This is a genomic window from Streptomyces sp. HUAS MS02 (assembly GCF_055702265.1).
In genome coordinates this window covers 4,697,171-4,715,463 of record NZ_CM146747.1, presented here as the reverse complement: position 1 = coordinate 4,715,463, position 18,293 = coordinate 4,697,171, and the positions used below count along the sequence as shown (strand labels likewise).

Below are 18,293 nucleotides of genomic sequence, written 5' to 3'. Positions count from 1 at the left end.
CGGGCCGGTGGCGGGGAGCGGCGGCCGGTCGGGGCCGGCGTCCCGGCACGCCGGGACCGCCGACCCCGAGGTCGTCCTCCGCTCTGCCCCTACGTCCAGCTGTGGGCCACGTCCACCACGAGGCGGTCGGGGAGTTGGAGCACCCGGAACGGCAGCCGGGCGCGGACGCCGACGCCGATCTGGGTCTCGCCCTCGAAGCTGCCGGCGAAGCGGGTGTCACGGAAGGTGCGGTAGCCGGTCAGGTTCACCCCGGGAAGGGGCTTGGCGACCTTGCCCGGGTAGACGACCCCGCCCGTCTCGGGGTCGTAGCTCGGCGCGGCGACCCGTATCTCCAGGATGGCTCCGCCGGTCACCGGGATCGGGTCGCCGGAGCCGACCTGGTGGAGCCGGTCGACGTAGTGGACCCAGTAGCCGACGCGGTCACCGCCGTCGGGCACGTCGAACACGATGCGGTCGAAGCAGTCGTGCCGGCCGGTCCTGATGTCCGTCAGCGGCACGGCACCGCTGTCGGGGCTGCCCTTGACGCCACTGCCCCAGCCCGTCGGGCAGGCCGCGGCGGCTCGCGCGGCACCCCCGGGCGCGGCACTCGCGGTGGCCGCCGCCGTCCCGATCGCCGTCCCCGCGAGCGCGAGCGCCAGAATCGCGGCTCCGATTCGTCGCATGTCGTCCCCCCTTGTTCGCACAACGCTGCGGTAGCGCTGTTATCTGATGAGACGACCGGATATGCCGGAAGGTTGTACTCCGATCCCACGGAAGCGTTCCCGGGACCGCGACCGCGGCGAGCTCCGCTCCCCCTCCGGGCCCGCGCCCAGCTCTCTCCCGTCTCTCCCGGCCCTACTTCTGCGCCACGGGCGAACCGCTGCGCTCCGGGTGGCGGCGGCGGGCCGCCGGGGTGGGGGAGGGGACCTTGTGGAGGAGGGGCGCGGCGGTCGGGCGGCCGGGGCCCGGGCCGGACGGGCGGCTCACGTACTGGCTGTGCAGACTGTCGTCGATCCGCCAGAGGATGCCGGTGGTGCGGCCGGTGGGGGCCGCCGGGTCGAGTTTGGCGGTGAAGGAGGCCAGCCGGTCGTACAGGGTCCGGGCGCGCGCTCCGGTCGCGGTCAGCTCCGAGGTGGTCGCGTCGTGGAGCGCGTCGAGGACGTGGACCAGGTTGTGCCCGGACAGCTGGACGTCCTGCATGCCGCCGTCCGCCTTGGTGATGCGGCCCGGCGGCAGGTTGGGGTTCGCGGTGAAGTGGGCCGCCCTGGTCGCGGTCGGGCCGACGCGGTCGTAGGGGTCGCGGGTGCTCTGCGTCCAGGCGGGCTCCCAGACACCGAACGCCGTGCGGGCCAGGAACGTCCAGGTGTCCTCGTGGCAGCGCAGGGTGAGGTACGAGACGCCGGCCGCCCGGCGGAGGGTGTCGTTGTGCTCTTCGAGGGCCACCCGGTTCGCGGCGAGGGCGGCCCGCAGCACCACCCGGTCCTCCTCCCGCCAGCGCCGCTCCTGCTCACCACGCTGCGCCAGCAGATCCCGTTTGAGCTGCTGGTTGCGCGCGTACTGCTCGACGAACGTCTTGATCAACGTCTTGACTGCCTGGAACATCTCGAACATGGCGCCTGCTGGGGTCGGGCCGGACATCCTGGGGTTGCAGCGGCCCAACGACGTTCATCAGATCTTGGTCACGGCGCGCGCGGCGGCGCCCGTGCCCCGTACGGATTCTGAATGGACGTCAAATGTGTTTGTGTGGCGCGCTGTTGACCTCCCCGGCCGACGCCGGAGACGGCAGCGGGAGTGACTGTGGAATTACTGTGGCGGACTGCCGTACGTGTGAGTAGAACGTTAGGGTCTGCCGTATGAACGCACGGCTGGCCCTGCTCGGCACGGTGGAGCCCGGTGTCGCGGAGAGCGAGGTCTTCCGGCTGGCGCTCCAGCACGCGGTCGGCGAACTCGGCGCGCTCGGGGCGATGATGCATCTCAGAGGCCCCATGTCGGCCCTGCGTCTGGTGTCGGTCAGCGGCCTCCCGCCCGCCCTGACCCGCCCCTGGGAGATCATCGACCAGGAGGGCCCGCTGCCCCCGGCCCGCGCCCTGCACCAGGGCAGCGGGGTGTGGTCCCCGCTCGGTTCCATGGCCCTCGCCTGGCCCGGCACCGGGCTCGCCGCGTTACCCGTCTCCGGCCGTGACCGCACGGTCGGCGCGCTCACCGTCCTCACCGGCGACCGGGGCGAACCCACCGGCCTGCAGTGGGACTTCCTGCGGTCCGTCGTCGACTGGACCCAGGACCGCATGGCCCAGGCACCCCCGCCGTCCGGCCCCGCACCGGCCGAACCGGACGCCGAGCGGCTGCGGCAGGTGCTGAAGGATGCCAGCGTCGGCTCCTGGGACTGGGACATCCAGAGCGGCGACCTGATCTGGGACGAGGCCGCCCTGCAGCTCTACGGCACCCGGCCGGCCGAGTTCACCGGCAGGATCGAGAGCTGGATGCGCATCGTCCACCCCGACGACCTCCCGCCCACCCTGGCCGCCGCCGAGCGGGCGATCCGCGACCACACCGTGTACGAGGCGGAGTACCGCGTACGCCGCCTCGACGGCACCTGGGGCTGGACCCGGGCCCGCGGCCGGGCCACCTACGACGAGCACGGCGCACCCGACCGGATGATCGGCGTCGGCTGGGAGAGCGACGAGGCGCGCTCCGCCCGGGACGCGGTCGGCCGGGCCCTGCGGCACATGAGCGACGGGTTCCTCGCCGTCGACAACGACTGGCGGATCACCTTCGCCAACCTGGTGGCGGAACGCACCCTCGGCCTCACCGAGGAGGAACTGTTCGGGCGGCAGCTGTGGGAGCTGCCGTCCGTGCGCGAGTCGCCCTGCCTGGAGACCCGCTGCCGGGAGGCCGCCGCCGAGGAGAAGCCCGCCGGGTTCGACGTCCAGGTGCCGGACCACGACCGCGTCTACCACCTGCGGCTGGTCCCCGGCCCCGACGGCCGCACCATCTACTTCACCGACGTCACCGAGCGGCGGCGACACGAGGAGGAGCGCCGCGAGGCCGAGCGCGCCGCCTCCGAACGGGCCCACCGCATCGCCGCGTTGACCACCGCGCTCGCCAAGGCGACCACCTCGCAGGACGTCGTCGACGCGGTCGCGCTGCGGGTGCTGCAGCCGTTCGCCGCCAGCGGTCTCCTCGTCCAGGCCGTCGAGAAGGGCCGGCTCCACAACGTCGGCGGCGTCGGCTACTCGCCCGAGTTCATCGACCTCGTCGGCAACCAGCCCCGCACGCAGTACGGCCCGGCCTGGGACGCCATCAACACCGGCGTCCCGGTGTTCATCTCCTCGCCGCAGGAGTACGCCGCCTACGTCCCCCAGCACGCCGACCTGCCCGCCCGCGGGGGCAAGGCGTCCTGGGCGTTCCTGCCGCTGACCGTGTCCGACCACACCTTCGGCGTGTGCGTCGTCTCCTTCGACCGGCCGCGCCGCCTCACCGACGAGGAGCGCACCCTGCTGACCGCGATCAGCGCCCTCCTCGCGCAGTCCCTGGAACGTGCCCGGCTCTACGACCTCGAACACACCCGGTCCCGGGAACTCCAGCGTGCCCTGCTCCCCCAGGACCTGCCGGTCCTCACCGCCTGCGAGTCGGCCGCCCGCTACCTGCCCGCCGGCCAGGGCATGGACGTCGGCGGCGACTGGTACGACGTCATCCCGCTCTCCAGCGGACAGGTCGCCCTGGTCGTCGGCGACGTCATGGGCCACGGTCTGTCGGAGGCCGCCACCATGGGCCGGCTGCGCACGGCCGTGCACACCCTCGCCGACCTCGAACTGCCCCCCGACGAGATCATGGGCCACCTCAACGACATCGTCGGCTCCATGGGCGAGGACTCGTACGTCACCTGCCTGTACGCCCTGTACGACTCCACCACCGAGGTCTGTTCCCTCGCCCGGGCCGGGCATCCGCCACCGGCCGTGGTCCTCCCCGACGGCACCGTGCGCTTTCCCGAGTGGACCGCCGACCCGCCGCTCGGCGCGGCCGAGCCGCCGTTCGAGACGCTGGAGCTGAGCGTGCCCGACGGCAGTCTGCTGGTGCTCTACACCGACGGGCTGGTCGAGTCGGCGAAACGCGGCATCGACGAGGGCATGGCCGACCTGGCCCGGCTGCTGCGCACCGCCCACGAGGACGGCACCGCCGCCGACCTGGAACGCCTCTGCGACACCCTCACCCAGGGCCTGCTGCCCGCCGAGCACGCGGCGGCCGACGACGCGGCCTTCCTCGTCGCCCGGCTGCACGCGCTCACCGGCGACCGGATGGCCTCCTGGCCCCTCCTGGACGACCCGAGGGCCGCCGGGCAGGCCCGCCGCCATGTCCGCGAACAACTCGCCGCCTGGGGCCTGGACGCCCTGGCCCCCACCACCGAACTGCTCGCCAGCGAACTCGTCGGCAACGTCGTACGCCACGCCAAGGGCCCGGTCCGGCTGCGGCTCCTGCACGGCTCCGCGCTGGTCTGCGAGGTCTTCGACGGCAGCCTCACCATGCCCCGCATACGCAGGGCCGGCGACACCGACGAGGGCGGCCGGGGCCTGCAGCTGATCACCGCGCTCTCCCAGCGCTGGGGCACCCGCTACACCGCCAACGGCAAGTGCATCTGGACCGAACAGTCCCTCACCGACCCCGACCCCCGGCCCACAGCGCAGTCCGGCCCGCAGGAGCACACGCTCCTGGTCCCGGCCGACTTCGACGGCGACCTGGACGCGCTGCCTTTCGACGACATCGACATCGACATCGACATCGGCATTGACAACAACATCGACGTCGACACCAGCACCGGCACCGGCACCGGCAGGGAAAAGCGGCGGGGCGGCGGCCGCCGGTGACTGTCAGCCCCGGTTGCCGCCGCCCCGTACCGCAGGTGCGTTCAGCAGTTGCGGATGGAGTAGACGGGACCCCAGTCGACGGCGTAGACGTCGCCGTTGGCCGGGTAGGAGGCCCGCTCGTTGCCGCTCGAACCGTAGATGCGGGCGACCGCGCTGCCCGTCTGGCTGTTCTTGGCCTCGCCCCACTCGTTCCAGTTGGACAGCGAGTAGCGGGCGCAGTTGTAGAAGTAGAAGACGCGGAACCGGCCCGCGTTCGGGTCCCAGACCGAGGCACAGAAGTTCCCCGAGCTGCACACGATGCCGGAGCCCGCGGGAAGGAGCTCGGAGCGGACGGCCGGTGAGGTCGTCGGCGACGCGGCGGACGTGGCGGAGGACGCGGCCTGGGCCGTTCCGGAGGTGAGGGCGGAGGCCAGCACCAGGGTCACGGTGCCGACGGTGCCGAGGAACGAGCGCTTCGTACGCATGGGTTCGGGATCCCCTTACGGGTGTCGAGCGGTGGGTGTGGGGTCTGCGGCCGCCGTTCGCCGGCCGGATGCGGGCACGCCGGGTCGTGGGGCCCGGGGCCGCGCCTCATCGTCACCGTCACCGCTCGGCCGGTGCCATGGCTTTCGAGCGTGGTCGAATGCCGCAGGTCGTGCCGCCTTCGAGGAGGTCGATGCCCAGCGGCGTGACGGTGTGCAGCACGGCACCGCCGATCCGCCGGCTGGTCAGGAGCCCCGACTCCCGGAGCACGGCCACATGGTGGCTGACGGTCGCCGGGCTGAGCCCCACCCGGGCTGCCACCTCGCTCGTGGTGCGGCCGTCGGCCACCTCCTCCAGCACGGCGGCCCGGGCCCGGCCGAGCAGCGCGGCGAGCGCCTGGTGCGTGCCGGGCGCGTCGGGCGGCGGGGCCAGCCAGCGGGGGTCGTGGGTCACCGGGTACACGAGCACCGGCGGCAGGGCGCCGTCCTTGAGCACGATCGGGCCGGGCCAGCAGAAGAACGACGGGATGATCCGCAGGCCCCTGCCCTCCAGGTGCAGGTCGCCCTGGAGGTGCGCGCCCGCGACGTGCAGCACCGGCGCCGACCAGCGCAGGCTGGGGTGAAGTCCGGCCGCCAGACCGGCGAAGCCGGACCGCAGCAGGGCCCTGGCCGCGACCGACCTGGCATCGTCGAAGCGGGCCCGGACATGGGTCCAGTACGGGGCGACGAACCGCTCGTGATGTCTGCGGACCAGGCCGGCGAGCCCCCGCAGGGCCTGGGGGTCGCCGTCGGCGAGCGGCCTGGCCCAGCCCGGCAGGGGGCGGGCGAGGGACAGCTCCGTCAGGTCGGTCCGCAGCCGGGCGCGGGGGGTGGCGAGCATCGCGTCGAGGCCCGCCTCGAAGCCGCCGACCGCCCCGGCCGGGGTCAGGAAGTCCGCCGAGTAGCCGCGCGGCGGCGCGAGATGGCGCAGTCTCGGCAGCTCCGGGTCGAAGAGGCCGCGCGAGGCACGGCGCCAGCGGCCGAAGACCAGGGCGCCGTCCCGGTTCTGCAGCAGGTGCAGGCTGAGCAGCCCCTCCCACAGCGGGTCGGGTTCCTCGGCCAGCACCACCCTGGCCAGGTCGTCGTACGTGAAGTGGATCCGCAGTCCCATCGTCCTGCTCCCCCAGATCCGTGCGGCGCGACATGCCGCGGACGTGTCGCAGACATACGGAACCCCGGGGCGCTCGCCGTGGAGTGGAGGGGCGGGCGCCCCGGCGTTCGTTCGGTCGGTCAGCCCATGGGGCCGTGGCCCCAGGGGTCGAGCAGCGCCGCGAGTAGGTCGGCTCGCGGCGCCGAAGCGAGCCGATCGGCTCGTGGTGCGGGTGCGAGTAGGTCAGCTTGCGTCGCCGATGCGCTCGACGCGCTCGTTGACGCCGTTGCGCAGCTCGCTCAGGGTCGTGCCGGGCGGCGCCGTCTTCGGCGTCGAGGACGGCGGCTGGGTCTCGTCCGCGCAGGTGGTGCCGGAGGCCGGGACCACCTGGTCGACGAGGTAGTTCACGACCGCGTCCGTCGCACAGGCGCTGCGGCCGAACGCCGTGTGGCCCTCGGCGTCGAACGTCAGCAGCGAGGCGTTGTCCAGCTGCCGGGACAGCGCGACCGCGTCCTGGTACGGGGTGTCCGGGTCACCGGTGGTGCCGAGGACCAGGATCGGCGCCGAACCCCTGGCCCGGAAGGAGCCGTCGTAGCGGCTGGGCGTCTCGGCGGGCCACTGGACGCACGCGGTGGCGTGCTGGTGGTCGTAGGTCGGCGGACCGAACGCCATGGCCGGACCCAGCAGCGGCGCGTCCTTCGCGTTGGCCGTGACGTTCCGCTGGAGCTTGCGCAGGCTCTTCGGGTAGTCCTTGTCGACGCACTCCACGACCACGTTCGGGCCGAGGAAGTCGTAGCTCGCCGGGGACGGCGGCCGCAGCAGGAACGAGGTGTTGTCCCGTGCCTGCGCCTTCTTCAGGGCCGCGCCGAGGGAGGGCCAGATGACCTTGCCCTCGTTGATGTTGAACATCAGCCGGTAGACGAGGGTGTAGCCGTTGGCCTTCCCGCCGTTCGCCGTGGTGACCGGGTTGGCGTCGAGGTCCTTCTTCAGCTGCTCGAACGCCCCGCGCGGGTCGCCGTCACCGAAGCCGCAGACCGCCTGGTCGGCGGCACACCAGTCGAGGAAGCGGCTCATCGAACCGTCCAGCGCCAGGTACTGGGCCCGGTCGTATTCGTAGGGGCGGTAGGCGTACTTGTACGGGTCGTACGCCCCGTCGAGCGTCAGCGCCCGCACCCGCTTGGGGAACATCGACGCGTAGACGGTGCCGATGTACGCGCCGAACGACCGCCCGTAGTACGTCAGTTGCTCCTCGCCGAGGGCCTGACGCAGCAGGTCGATGTCACGGGCGACGTACTCCGTGCCGACGTACGGCAGCAGGCCGCCCGAGTTGTCGAGGCACGCCTGGTTGAACTCGGCGGCCTCGCGCACCGCCGGGCCGAAGGCGTCCGGGCCGGGGACGCCCTTGGCGTCGGTGACGGCCTTGGTGTAGCGGGCGTCGTCGAAGCAGGTGAGCGCCGAACTGCGGCCGACACCGCGGACGTCGTAGCCGAAGACGTCGAACGACTCGCGCAGGGCGGCCGGGAGGTCGTCGTAGTTGTTGCGGACGAAGTCCACGCCGGAGTTGCCCGGTCCGCCGGGCTGCATGAAGAGCGTGCCCTTGCGCTTCGAGGGGTCGGCGGCCTTCTTGCGGACCACCGCGAGCGTGATCTTGCGGCCCTCCGGCTCCCGGTAGTCCAGCGGGACGTCGGCGTTGGCGCACTCGTACCCGCCCTGGCAGTCGGTCCAGGCGAGCGTCGGCACGGGCGGCGGCGGGGTCTTGGCCGACTGCGGCTGCCGCGTCGTGTCCTGCGCGGCCATGGCCTGGGTCGCCGTCCCCGTCGCGGCGAGGACGAGTGCGGTCACGGCCGCACCGACGAGTCTGAGCCGAGAGATACGTCTGGGCGCATACCGATACGTGGTCATGCGTGTGTTCCCCCCTGGGAATCCGTGTCTACGGCAACCCACTGGTCAAGGTGGGGCCGGAGCATGTCTAACTGAGGAGAGGCCAAAAACGCCAGAGAGGTGCCGCCGTGGCCGACCTTCCACGCAATTTCTCCACTACCTGCCGGTAGTTACCGCCGCCGGCCTTCGCTTCGTAATCTTGGAGTCGTCCCTGGCCGGTGATCCGGAGACGGTCCCGGCCGGACCCCCCACGATCACGAAGGAACCGCGCACGTGTCAGTCAAGAACACTCGTCTCAGGGTCGCTTTCCTCGCCGTGGCGGCCGCGGCCGCCGGTCTCGCCCTCGCGGGGCCCGCCGCGGCGGCCACGCCGCACACCACCACCGTGTCCACGGCCTCACAGCCGTCGTCCATACCCGTCGACTTCGTCGACCTCGCCATCAGCCCGCTCACGGCGGACGGCCAGAGCCACGAGGTCACCGTCACCTACCGCAATGACTCGGGGGCGGCCCGGACCGTCGCCCCGCAGCTCCTGGTGGAGTCGCCGGACGCCGGCCCCTTCCTCGACCCGACGGACGTCGAGGTCGAGCGCCGCACCGCCGGCGGCTGCTGGCAGGCCGTCGACCTCGGCAGCCAGACCGGCACCCTCTTCACCGACCTGACCACCGCCCGGCGCACGCTCGGGGCCGGCGCGACCCTCACCGAGGTCTACCGGGTCACCGTCCCCGACCCGGCGGCCCAGGGCACGGTCCACCCGAGGATCGCCCTCTACTGACCGCGGGCCGTACCGCCCATCGACAAGGGCCGGGCCCTGCTCTCCCAAAGCGGGTGTCGCAGGTTCCAATCCTGCCTGAGGCACAGCGCGTTACCGCTCTGACCTGGGGATCCTCCCTCAGGTAGGGCTCCTGATCGGCCTCGGACTCCCAGTCCGGGGCCGCTATCGGGCTCTGGCTCCGCTTCAGGCACCCAAGAAGCGCACGAGCGCGCACGGAAGACTCGCGCTTCTGTCGAAAGGGGTTACGCCTCTCCGGAGCCCAGGGCGGTTTCCGCGTCGTGGCCGCCCCAACTGTCGGGGGTGCGCCACAGGACCTGAACCCCGAAGACACCGAACACGGTGTCGGCCGACCAGTCCTCGGCGGGCGGTTCGGAGAGCACCAGGTAGAGGCGGTCGGCAGGAGCGGGCAGGGTGTGGTTGATCTCCAGGAGGCGGGTGGCTCCCGAGCGGAGGTCGGCGTAGGTGGAGCGGCCGGCACCGAGTACCTCGTAGAGGAAGTGGCCGTCTTCCGCGGTGCGGCTGACATCGATGACCGGGGAGTCGGTCGGCTGCAGGTCCGCCCAGAGCAGAGCCGCCTTGAGAGCATGGCGCACCGCCTCGTGCTTCTTGCATGTGCGGTCGGCGGCCGCCGTGGTCTCCAGCGAGTGCAGAAGTCCCTTGGCGGGCGTGGCGGGCGCTGGCGTGGCGGGCATGCCTTCGGAGGTCACGGGCTCTGCTTCCTTCTTCTCGGACGGCTGCTCGACGGAGGCGGGCGCACTCTCGGTTTCCGGTTCACCCAGGGCGGCCCGGCGGTGCTGGAGCGTCTCCCGGGCCTCGTTCAGGGCCTGGGCCCAGTCGGCGCGTGCCAGGTCCGCCTGGAGTCGGTTCAGGTCCAGGTTGTTGTCCTTGAGCATGCGGTTGGTGTGCGCCGCCAGGTCGCGCAGGAGGCTGAGGCGGTGTTTGTCCGGGGATCCGAGCACACGACGCACGTCCACCCAGTCCGCCTGGTCACGGCGGAGGACGCGGTTGGCCATGCCCTTGAGCTCGGACAGACGGTCACGGGCGTTCTCGGGAACGGTTCCGTCACCGTTGGTCAGGTCGTCGAAGACGCCGAGCGCCGCCACATAGCGTTCCGCCATGGTGGGGGAGATGGGCTGGCGGCCACGCTGGTCCGCGGTGAGCAGGCAGTGGTTCGTCTCGTGGGCGAACACCCAGCAGTCCAGTACCGAGCCGGGACGCGGGGGCACCGAGCCGTGGCGGACGGTCAGGACCAGAGGGACGTCGATCGCGGGCGACAGGGCCTTGACCTTGTACCGGCCACCGGGTGCCCGGCCGGTCACGCGGACTCTGACGTCCGTACCGATGTCGGGGACGTCAGCGTCTGCCATGCCTGGTTCGCCTTCGGCAGGTGCTGGTTCGGTACTGCTGCCGTCGGGGTTCGTGAGGGCCTCCGGGAGCGGGGACGTGTGCAGGACGGTCAGGCTCTGGGTGCTGCGGGTGAGCGCGACGTACAGCTGGCGCAGGCCGGCCGGGCCTCGGTCGGCGATGGTTGCGGGTTCGACGACGAGGACGTGGTCGTACTCCATGCCCTTGGCCTGGGCGGCGGCCAGCACGGACACCGCCTCGCGTCCCTGCTCGGTGATGCCCTCCGCCAGGTCCAGCTGGCGGCTGATCTCGTCGAGCCAGCCGGAGTCGTCGGGGACGATGACCGCCACGGAGCGCAGGGTCCGTCCGTCGCTGGTGCCGATGAGGCGGGTGGCTTCCGCCACGGTGTCGTCGAGGAGCTTCCACGGTTCCGTCGTGACCGTCCGTACGGCGTCCTCGCCCGCCGCGCGCACGGCCTGCGGGTAGGGCAGCGTGGGGGCGACGGTACGGGCCAAGGGGGCGACGAACTCCATGATTTCGGCGGGCACGCGGTAGCTGGTGTTCAGCTCGGCCACGCGCCAGTCGCCGTGGTCGGACAGAAGGGTGCCCAGGCGGTCCCAGTCGGTGTGGGTGTGGGGGCCGGTGGCCTGGGCGAGGTCGCCGAGGATGGTCATGGAGCCCTGCGCCGCTGAGCGCCTGCGGAGGGAGCGGGCCTGCATGGGTGTCAGGTCCTGTGCCTCGTCGACCACGATGTGCCCGTACCGCTGCGGTGTCTCCCCGGTGATGAGATACCGCAGTTCTTCGAGGCAGACCCGGTCGTCGAGCGTCCAGGGATCGGCGTCGGCCGTGTCGGCCCGAGGGCGCCGCACAGCGGCCTGCTCCGCGGCGTCGAGAATGCCCTCGGCGCAGGTGCGCAGGAGGTCTTCGGAGTCGTAGAGGGTGCGGAGGGCTTCCCTGGCGCCGGGCGAAGGCCAGACACGTTCGATGAGGCGCTCGACCTGACGGTTGCGTTCCAGGTCGCGGCGGATCGTGTCGTCGCGGCTGCGGCGAGGGGCGACGGCGACGAGTTCCTGTAGCAGACGGTCGACGAGCAGTCCGCGAAAGCGGTCGCGGCGCTCACGGTAGGAGCCGTCGCCTTGGCGCACGTCCGCGAGGAGCGAAAGCATCTCGGAGCGCGGGACGCGCAGGGTCGTGCTGCCGACGGTGACGGTGAGCTCAGGCTTGGCCCCCTCGTAGGAGGCAGTGGTGGTGAACTCGTCGACGGCCTCGGGACGGCACTCGATCTCGACGCGCCGCCGCAGGACGGCCGCCATGCGTTCATCGGACTTCACCATCCGCGCCGCGGGGGTGTCGGTGCCGAGGACCTCGCCGTCCCACAGACGGTTCACCTGCACGGCGTTGACGTTCCGGGTGCCGAGCGTGGGCAGCACCTGGCTCACGTAGTCCAGGAACCGCTGATGGGGGCCGATGACGAGGACGTCCTGGGCTTTGAAGTGTCCGTTGCTGACGAGCCAGGTCACGCGGTGCAGGCCGACCGCCGACTTGCCGGTACCCGGGCCGCCCTGGATGACGAGGATGTCGGAGGGCGAGCCGGTGACCAGGGCCATCTGGTCGCGGCGGATGGTCTCGACGATGTCCCGCATGCTGCCGCGGCGAGAGCGCTGAAGCTCGCGGAGGAGGAAGTCGTCGGGCTGCTGGGGCCCTTGGCGATGAAGACGGGCGACGTCTCCGGGGGTGAGGACGGGCGGCCGCGCCTTCTCAGGCCGCTGTGCGTTGGTGGTGGAGTCTGCCGCGGCGGACTGCGGATCGGCGTCGTCCGCGGTCGGCCGCGGGGCGGGGACGGTGACGGAGATGTCGTCGGCATAGCCTTCGACGACGCGCTGCGTGCAGTGCAGCCGCCGCCGCAGGAGCACCTCCCCCGGAGCGTCCGGCAGCGCGTCGAGCCACTTCTTCGCAAGCTCGTTGGTCCACTCCACGACGACGGTATCGCGGGTCCGCACGTCGGAAACGGCACGCCGGCCGACGTACCAGGTCTCGGGCTCCCCAGCTGGGCCGTCCTGCACGTCCACGCGGCTGATGACCAGCGAAGCGTTGCCGAGACCTCCGTACGCCGCGGCTCGCTCCTCGGCCGCGAGACGGTTGGCGACGCTGTCCTTGCCGCTCGCGGAGGCCGAGGCCACCGAGCCCCCGGTCATTTCTGCCAGCCGCGCGGCATAGCAGTCGTAGGCGCGGTCCACCGCCTTCTGCTCGACGGCGATGATCTCGTTGCGCGTGGTGGTGCCCATGTGTATCCCCCTCCCATGCAGCGCCCCGAAGAGTGCTGCGGCGGGCATGTGCCCGTACACGGTTGAAATAACTATCAGAGACCTGCTGGTAACAAACAGTCAGAGGGCCAACGTCCCGACCAGCTCACGGACCTCCGTCCGCCAGGCGCGAACCTGGTCGTGCGTGGGGCCGATCTCGTACTGGTGGTAGTGGCATCCCAGGCAGAGGTGCGACCAGACGGCGTTGGTGCGGCGAGCGGTCTCCGCCGCGGTGTAGCAGTGGAGGCACAGCATCTTGGCCCGCATCGTGGTGTCGGCGAGCCCTGGCACCGCGGCGTCGAGCATGCGGTCGATGGAGAGCTCCAGGGCGGTCCGCAGAGCGAGGGAGGCTCCGCGGTGCCGGCCGGCGGCCGTGGCGCCCGTACGGGCGGCAAGCAGCTGATCGGCCGTCAGCAGGAGCTCCTCGACCGAGGTGGTGGGAGTGCTCATCACGCGGTCACCCCCGCCTTGCGCACCTTCTGCGCCATGGTCTCGATGTCGTCCACGAAGCGGTGGGGGTCGGCGATCTGCGCTCCCGTGGCGTGGGCGCCCTTCTGGCACTCCTTGAGGAGGTCCACCGCACGCGGTCCGCACAGGGTGAGCAGTTCCCGGTAGACGTCGCCGGTCCGGCCGGCGTCGCCGAACAGGGCCAGTGCCGCGACCTTCATGAGCTTGTCGGCGCTGCCGACGGCGGCCTGCAGGTCATCCTCGGGTGCGCCGGAGCGGTGATGCCGGATCCAGGCGGCTTCGAGGAAGGCGTTCTCCAGGGCGATACGGCACAGGCTGGGGAGCACATGGGTCCGTGCCGCCGACGGCAGGTCACCGGTACTGGCGAGGGCCCGCGCGTCGTCGAGTGCCTGCCGTACCGGGTCGGTCACCGGCCTGACCTTCACCCGGGACGACGTGGCCCGCTCGACCTCGAACACCGTCACGGGCAGACCCTGGCTGGTGAACGCTCGCTGGAGCCGGGTGTCGTGGGTGAACACGACGACCTGCCGGTGCTCGCCGAGCTCGTGCAGGACCTGGGCGAGTCCGTTGACCTTGGCGGGGTCCATGGACTGCACGGGGTCGTCGATGACGATGAAGCCGAACGGGCTGTCGGCGGTGGCGGCCCGGGGCAGGAACAGGGACAGCGCGAGGGAGTGCTGCTCGCCCTGGCTCATGACGCCGAGAGCCGAGGCCTCATGGCCGTCGACGGTGACGTCCATGACGAGCTTGCGGACGGCGGCCTTCTCGCTGCCCTTCAGGCTCACGTCCGTGAGATCGATGTTGCTCTCCTGGCGGAGCCGCTCCCAGATGCGCTGCGACTGGTCGGCGAAGCCTTCCATCCGCTGTTCCCGCAACTCGGCGGCCAGCGCCTTGATCCAGGCTCTCGCCTTCCTGATGTCCCTCAGCCGGGGCTTGTTCGCCTCCACCGAACGGGCCCTCTCCGCCCAGCCCGCCAGGCGGGTGACGAGCCCGCGCCAGCGTTCGTCCCGCTTCTCCAGTTCCCTGACGGCGTTCTCCTTGACCGCGGCGCAGGCATCGGCCAGGGTCGCGGCGGCCTTGTGAGCGCGCTGGGCGAGCTCGCCGGGATCACTGATCGTCCGGCAGGCGGCCCAGGTGCGCCACGGGTCGGCCAGTGCGGCGGGGATCTGCCTGGGCGTGTGGACGAGATCCTGCACGGCCCGCGCGGCCGACCGGAGTTCGCTGCGCGCGCCCGCCGCTGCCTCCGCCTCCTGCCGCAATGCGGCGATCTGGGCGACGGCGTCCGCGGCCCATGCCGCGTCCAGCATCCCGTCGGTCCCGCACACGGGGCAGACGGCCGTGTCGGGGTGACGGTCGTGGTGCGCCACAGCCCGTTCGAGGAGTTCCGCACGCCGCAGGGCGTCCTCGGTGCCGGTGCCGCGCAGGTCCTCGGCATCGGCGAGGGCATTGCGCAGGCGGTCCAGGGCCGCGTGGACCTGCGCCATCTCGGGTCCCTGCACGTCGGCCTCGGCGCGCAGTCGGGCGAGCAGGCCATCGTCCGCGTCGGTGGGCAGACCGGCGACCAGGGCTTCGACGGTCGCGAAGTCGGGGGTTCCCGCCATGTCGACGGCGACGAGTGCCTGCACCGCGCGCTCGTCGTCCTCCAACTCGTACAGCGCTTCCTTGAGGCCCGGCAGCTCCGCCTTCGCCGCCTTCTCCGCGTCTTCGAGCGCCTTGGCTTCCTGGCGGAGCCGGCCGTCGGCAGCGCTGAGCTGCCCCAGGCCGAGGATGGTGGCGATGGCGTCGTACATCTCGGAGGGCTTGCCACTGATCATGCGGTCGAGGTCGACGTACGACAGGAAGGGCCGGAAGTCCCGCAGGGCCTGCTTCCAGTCCGCCTGGTCGAGGGGGGCGCGGCCGTGCCCGGGTCGCTTGAGCTCGGCCCGGGAGGCGTCGAAGTCGTCGCCCTCCCAGGTGCGGGTGAGGGTGCTGCGGCCGGTGTCGCCCTCGATGGCGAGCTTGACCTCGATCTCCGGCCTGCCGTCGGTGTCGTGGAGGTTGCGCCAGTTGCTGCTGCGCATCGCGTGCTGCCCCTGCCAGCGCATGTTCACGCCGGTGAAGGCTGTCTCGATGCCCTCAGCGATGCTGGACTTGCCGGAGCCGTTGCGACCCACGACCAGGTTCACGCCGGGTCTGGGGCTGAGCTTGAGCCAGGCGCGCGGTCCGATGCCACGGAACCGGGCGACGGCGACGGATTCGAGGTAGATCCGGCCGGCAGGGGAGGTCCCCCGGGGCTCGCCGTCGCCCAGGGCCTCCTTCAGGAGCACCTTCACGGGCTCGCTGAGCGCCTCCTCCGCCAGGCGGGCCTCCACCAGAGCGGCCACGGGAACGGGCTGGTCTGACGACGCCGCCGGACGGGCGTGGTCGGTGGGGTGGTGTGCGTTCTGCCGGGGCTGTTCCGTCACGGTCATGCGGGTTCCTCCCGTGGGTGCGGTGGGTGGCGACTGCGGTGCGGAATGGACGCGGAGTGGACGGCCCCGAGGTACGGCGTTGCGACGAGAAGGGGCCGGGAGAGGCGGGATGCGTGGCGCGTTACGGCGCCAGGACGTTTCACGGTGCGGTTGCGGAGTGAGGGCGCATACTCCCATCCGGAAGCATGCCCAGATAAGCATGCCCGTGAAAACACTGTCAAACACATTGGCAGACTTGACGGCTGTTGTAACGTGTTAACCGTCCCTACTCGACAGGCCCGAGAGGTGCGGAACCCGACGCCATGTCCCAGCAGCCCTCAGCCCCCCCGGCGCCCTCAGCGCACGTCACGGCCGCCGAGATCTCCCGCATCGCCGGGGTCACGCGGGCCACGGTCAGCAACTGGCGCCGCCGCCACGACGACTTCCCGAGCCCCAGCGCAGGCACGGAGGCCAGCCCGCTCTACGACCTGTCGGCCGTCCAGGCCTGGCTGCGTGGTCGCGGGCACACCTCCGCCGCCTCGCCGTCCGAGGAACTGCGTACGGCACTACGGCTACTGGGACCCGGCTCGGGTGTGGCCGCGCGACTCTTCCCGCTGGTGGCTGCCACGTCCCGCCGCACGCCGGAGGAACTGGCCGAACTCGCCGCCCTGCCCGACGACCAACTGCTCGCCCGAGCGGAGAAGGCCGCAGGCGAGCTCCCGGCCACCGTGCCCGAGGCCGAGCCGGTCCAGTACGGCCCGGACGACGCGGGCGCGGTCCGCGCCCTGCTGGGCTGTGTCCGTGACGCGGGGGCCCAGGCCGCCCTCGACGTCCTCGCCGAACGCGAACTGGACGAGAGCGCCGCCAGCGGCGTCTACCAGACCCCGGAGGGCCTGGCCCGGCTCATGGCACGGCTCCTGCCCGCCGACGTGTCCCGCGCCCTCGACCCCGCCTGCGGCAGCGGAACGCTCCTCGCCGCCGCCGCACGGCTGGGCGCGCGGGAGCTGTTCGGGCAGGACTCACTCCCCGTCCAGGGCCAACGCACCGCGGTCCGGCTGCTGATCGCCGCGCCCGAGGCCGAGACGGCGATCCGCGTCGGCGACAGCCTGCGGGCCGACGCCTTCCCCGACGTCACCGTGGACGCCGTCCTGTGCAACCCACCGTTCGCCGACCGCGACTGGGGTCACGACGAGCTGGCCTACGACCCGAGGTGGGCGTACGGGGTCCCGCCGCGCTTCGAGTCCGAACTGGCGTGGGTACAGCACGCCCTCGCCCACCTGGAGCCCGGCGGCCACGCGGTCATGCTGTTGCCGCCCGCGCTGGCTTTCCGCTCCTCCGGCCGCCGCGTCCGCGCGGAACTCATCCGCGGCGGGGCCCTGCGCGCCGTCGTCTCCCTTCCGGCGCGTGCCGCGTATCCGCTCCACATCGGACTGCAGATCTGGGTGCTCCAACGCCCCGAGCCGGGCGGCACGGACCGTACGACGGTGCTGTTCGTCGACGGGGAGGGCGAGCAGCGGGACGGCGCCACGGGCACGTCGTCCGCCACCGGTACGGCGACGGCGGGTGCCGGCTCCCGCGGCGGCTCGCGCTCCCGCCGGTCCGGCTCTTCCGCCTCCGCGGCCTCCGCCCCCGCCTCTTCGGCCTCCGCCGCCACCTTCGACTGGGCGGGGCTGTCGGAGCGGGTCCTCGGCCAGTGGGCCGCGTTCACCACCGCCCCCGACACCTACGCAGACGAGCCCGGCGTAGCCCGCGCGGTGCCGGTCGTCGACCTTCTCGACGACGTCGTCGACGTCACCCCGGCCCGCCATGTCCGGGCGACCGCGGCCGACATCGACCCGGCAGCCCTGGCCCGGCGCGTGCACGACCTGCACGAGCAACTGGCCGAGCAGGTCGCCGCCCTGGCATCCGCCTCCGCGTCCGGCGGCTGGCAGCCCTCCGGGGACTCGGCCCGCGAGTGGCGTACGGCAACCGTCTCCGACCTGGCGCGCGGCGGGGCCCTGACCGTGCTGCGGGCGGCGCCGCCCGGCACCCGCGGCTCCAAGGGCTCCGCCGCCCCCACCGTGGACCGGCCGGTCCTCACCGCCCAGGACGTCTCCACCGGAAACCCCCCGTCCGGCGGGGCCATGGACCTCCACTCCGACGCCGCGCAGCCCGTCGCCGCCGGGGACGTCCTGGTACGCGCCGTCGCGGGCAGCGGCAACGAGTCCGCGATGACCCGGGTCGCGGACGACCGGGACGCCGGAGCCCTGCTCGGTCAGCACATCCACCTCCTGCGCCCCGATCCGGCCCGCCTCGACCCGTGGTTCCTCGCCGGGTTCCTCGGCGCCGACGACAACATCGCCTCCGCGTCCACCGGCTCCACCCTCGTGCACGTCACACCGGGCCGCCTGCGCGTACCGCTGCTGCCGCTGGAGGAACAGCGGCGCTACGGGGAGGCCTTCCGCCGCGTGCACGAGCTGCGCGCGGCCGTCCGCCGAACCGCCGACCTCGCCGCCGACACCGCGGCCACCCTGACCACCGGCCTCACCGCCGGCGTACTCCTGCCACCGGACACCCCGGGCAGCCCGGATGCGTCGGGCACCCCGGACAGCCGTTCTGTCTGAAACGCCCCACGCGTCCCATCGCATACGACCACACTGGATCCCTGCCGTCCCCCGCCCGGA

11 protein-coding genes are annotated in these 18,293 nt (G+C 72.3%); 3 read left to right on the top strand and 8 right to left on the bottom strand.

Annotation, left to right across the window (positions count from 1 at the left end):
• Positions 1–89: 89 nt before the first annotated feature.
• Together ACZ9QC_RS20230 and ACZ9QC_RS20225 are read right to left on the bottom strand one after the other, a co-directional pair.
• Entirely contained in the window at positions 90–662 is a 573-nt protein-coding gene (locus tag ACZ9QC_RS20230) for an AMIN-like domain-containing (lipo)protein (RefSeq protein ID WP_472921410.1), read from the bottom strand.
• 172 nt (positions 663–834) lie between these two features.
• Positions 835–1,581, bottom strand: a complete 747-nt coding sequence (locus tag ACZ9QC_RS20225) for a hypothetical protein (RefSeq protein ID WP_472921409.1) — start codon at positions 1,579–1,581, stop codon at positions 835–837.
• A gap of 251 nt (positions 1,582–1,832) precedes the next feature.
• Here ACZ9QC_RS20225 and ACZ9QC_RS20220 point away from each other — a divergent pair, with 251 nt between their 5' ends.
• Positions 1,833–4,841: a SpoIIE family protein phosphatase gene (locus tag ACZ9QC_RS20220; protein WP_472921408.1), complete on the top strand. Its 3,009-nt coding sequence runs from the start codon at positions 1,833–1,835 to the stop codon at positions 4,839–4,841.
• A 41-nt stretch (positions 4,842–4,882) separates the two neighbouring features.
• Here the strand turns inward: ACZ9QC_RS20220 and ACZ9QC_RS20215 are convergent, their stop codons facing one another.
• The 3 genes from ACZ9QC_RS20215 to ACZ9QC_RS20205 form a co-directional block, all read right to left on the bottom strand.
• On the bottom strand, positions 4,883–5,305 hold the full coding sequence (locus tag ACZ9QC_RS20215; protein ID WP_472921407.1) for a hypothetical protein: 423 nt from the start codon (positions 5,303–5,305) through the stop codon (positions 4,883–4,885).
• Between the two features lie 118 nt (positions 5,306–5,423).
• Positions 5,424–6,452: an ArsR/SmtB family transcription factor gene (locus tag ACZ9QC_RS20210; protein ID WP_472921406.1), complete on the bottom strand. Its 1,029-nt coding sequence runs from the start codon at positions 6,450–6,452 to the stop codon at positions 5,424–5,426.
• Positions 6,453–6,674: 222 nt separating this feature from the next.
• Positions 6,675–8,333, bottom strand: coding sequence for an alpha/beta hydrolase (locus ACZ9QC_RS20205; protein ID WP_472921405.1), 1,659 nt, complete (start codon positions 8,331–8,333; stop codon positions 6,675–6,677).
• A 252-nt stretch (positions 8,334–8,585) separates the two neighbouring features.
• Between ACZ9QC_RS20205 and ACZ9QC_RS20200 the strand changes: the two genes are divergently transcribed.
• Positions 8,586–9,086, top strand: coding sequence for a signal peptide protein (locus ACZ9QC_RS20200; RefSeq protein WP_472921404.1), 501 nt, complete (start codon positions 8,586–8,588; stop codon positions 9,084–9,086).
• Positions 9,087–9,328: 242 nt separating this feature from the next.
• Here the strand turns inward: ACZ9QC_RS20200 and ACZ9QC_RS20195 are convergent, their stop codons facing one another.
• The 3 genes from ACZ9QC_RS20195 to ACZ9QC_RS20185 form a co-directional block, all read right to left on the bottom strand.
• Positions 9,329–12,715 (bottom strand): HelD family protein, encoded by a 3,387-nt coding sequence (locus tag ACZ9QC_RS20195; protein ID WP_472921403.1) that lies wholly within the window; start codon positions 12,713–12,715, stop codon positions 9,329–9,331.
• 99 nt (positions 12,716–12,814) lie between these two features.
• Positions 12,815–13,183 carry a hypothetical protein gene (locus tag ACZ9QC_RS20190; protein ID WP_472921402.1) on the bottom strand — a complete coding sequence of 123 codons (369 nt, stop codon included), beginning with the start codon at positions 13,181–13,183 and terminating at the stop codon, positions 12,815–12,817.
• The gene (locus ACZ9QC_RS20185; RefSeq protein ID WP_472921401.1) at positions 13,183–15,651 is read right to left on the bottom strand and encodes an AAA family ATPase; all 2,469 of its coding nucleotides are present in this window, start codon (positions 15,649–15,651) and stop codon (positions 13,183–13,185) included. The genes ACZ9QC_RS20190 and ACZ9QC_RS20185 overlap by 1 nt, the downstream gene beginning before the upstream one ends.
• 302 nt (positions 15,652–15,953) lie before the next feature.
• Here ACZ9QC_RS20185 and ACZ9QC_RS20180 point away from each other — a divergent pair, with 302 nt between their 5' ends.
• Positions 15,954–18,233: an N-6 DNA methylase gene (locus ACZ9QC_RS20180; RefSeq protein WP_472921400.1), complete on the top strand. Its 2,280-nt coding sequence runs from the start codon at positions 15,954–15,956 to the stop codon at positions 18,231–18,233.
• Positions 18,234–18,293: the final 60 nt, after the last annotated feature.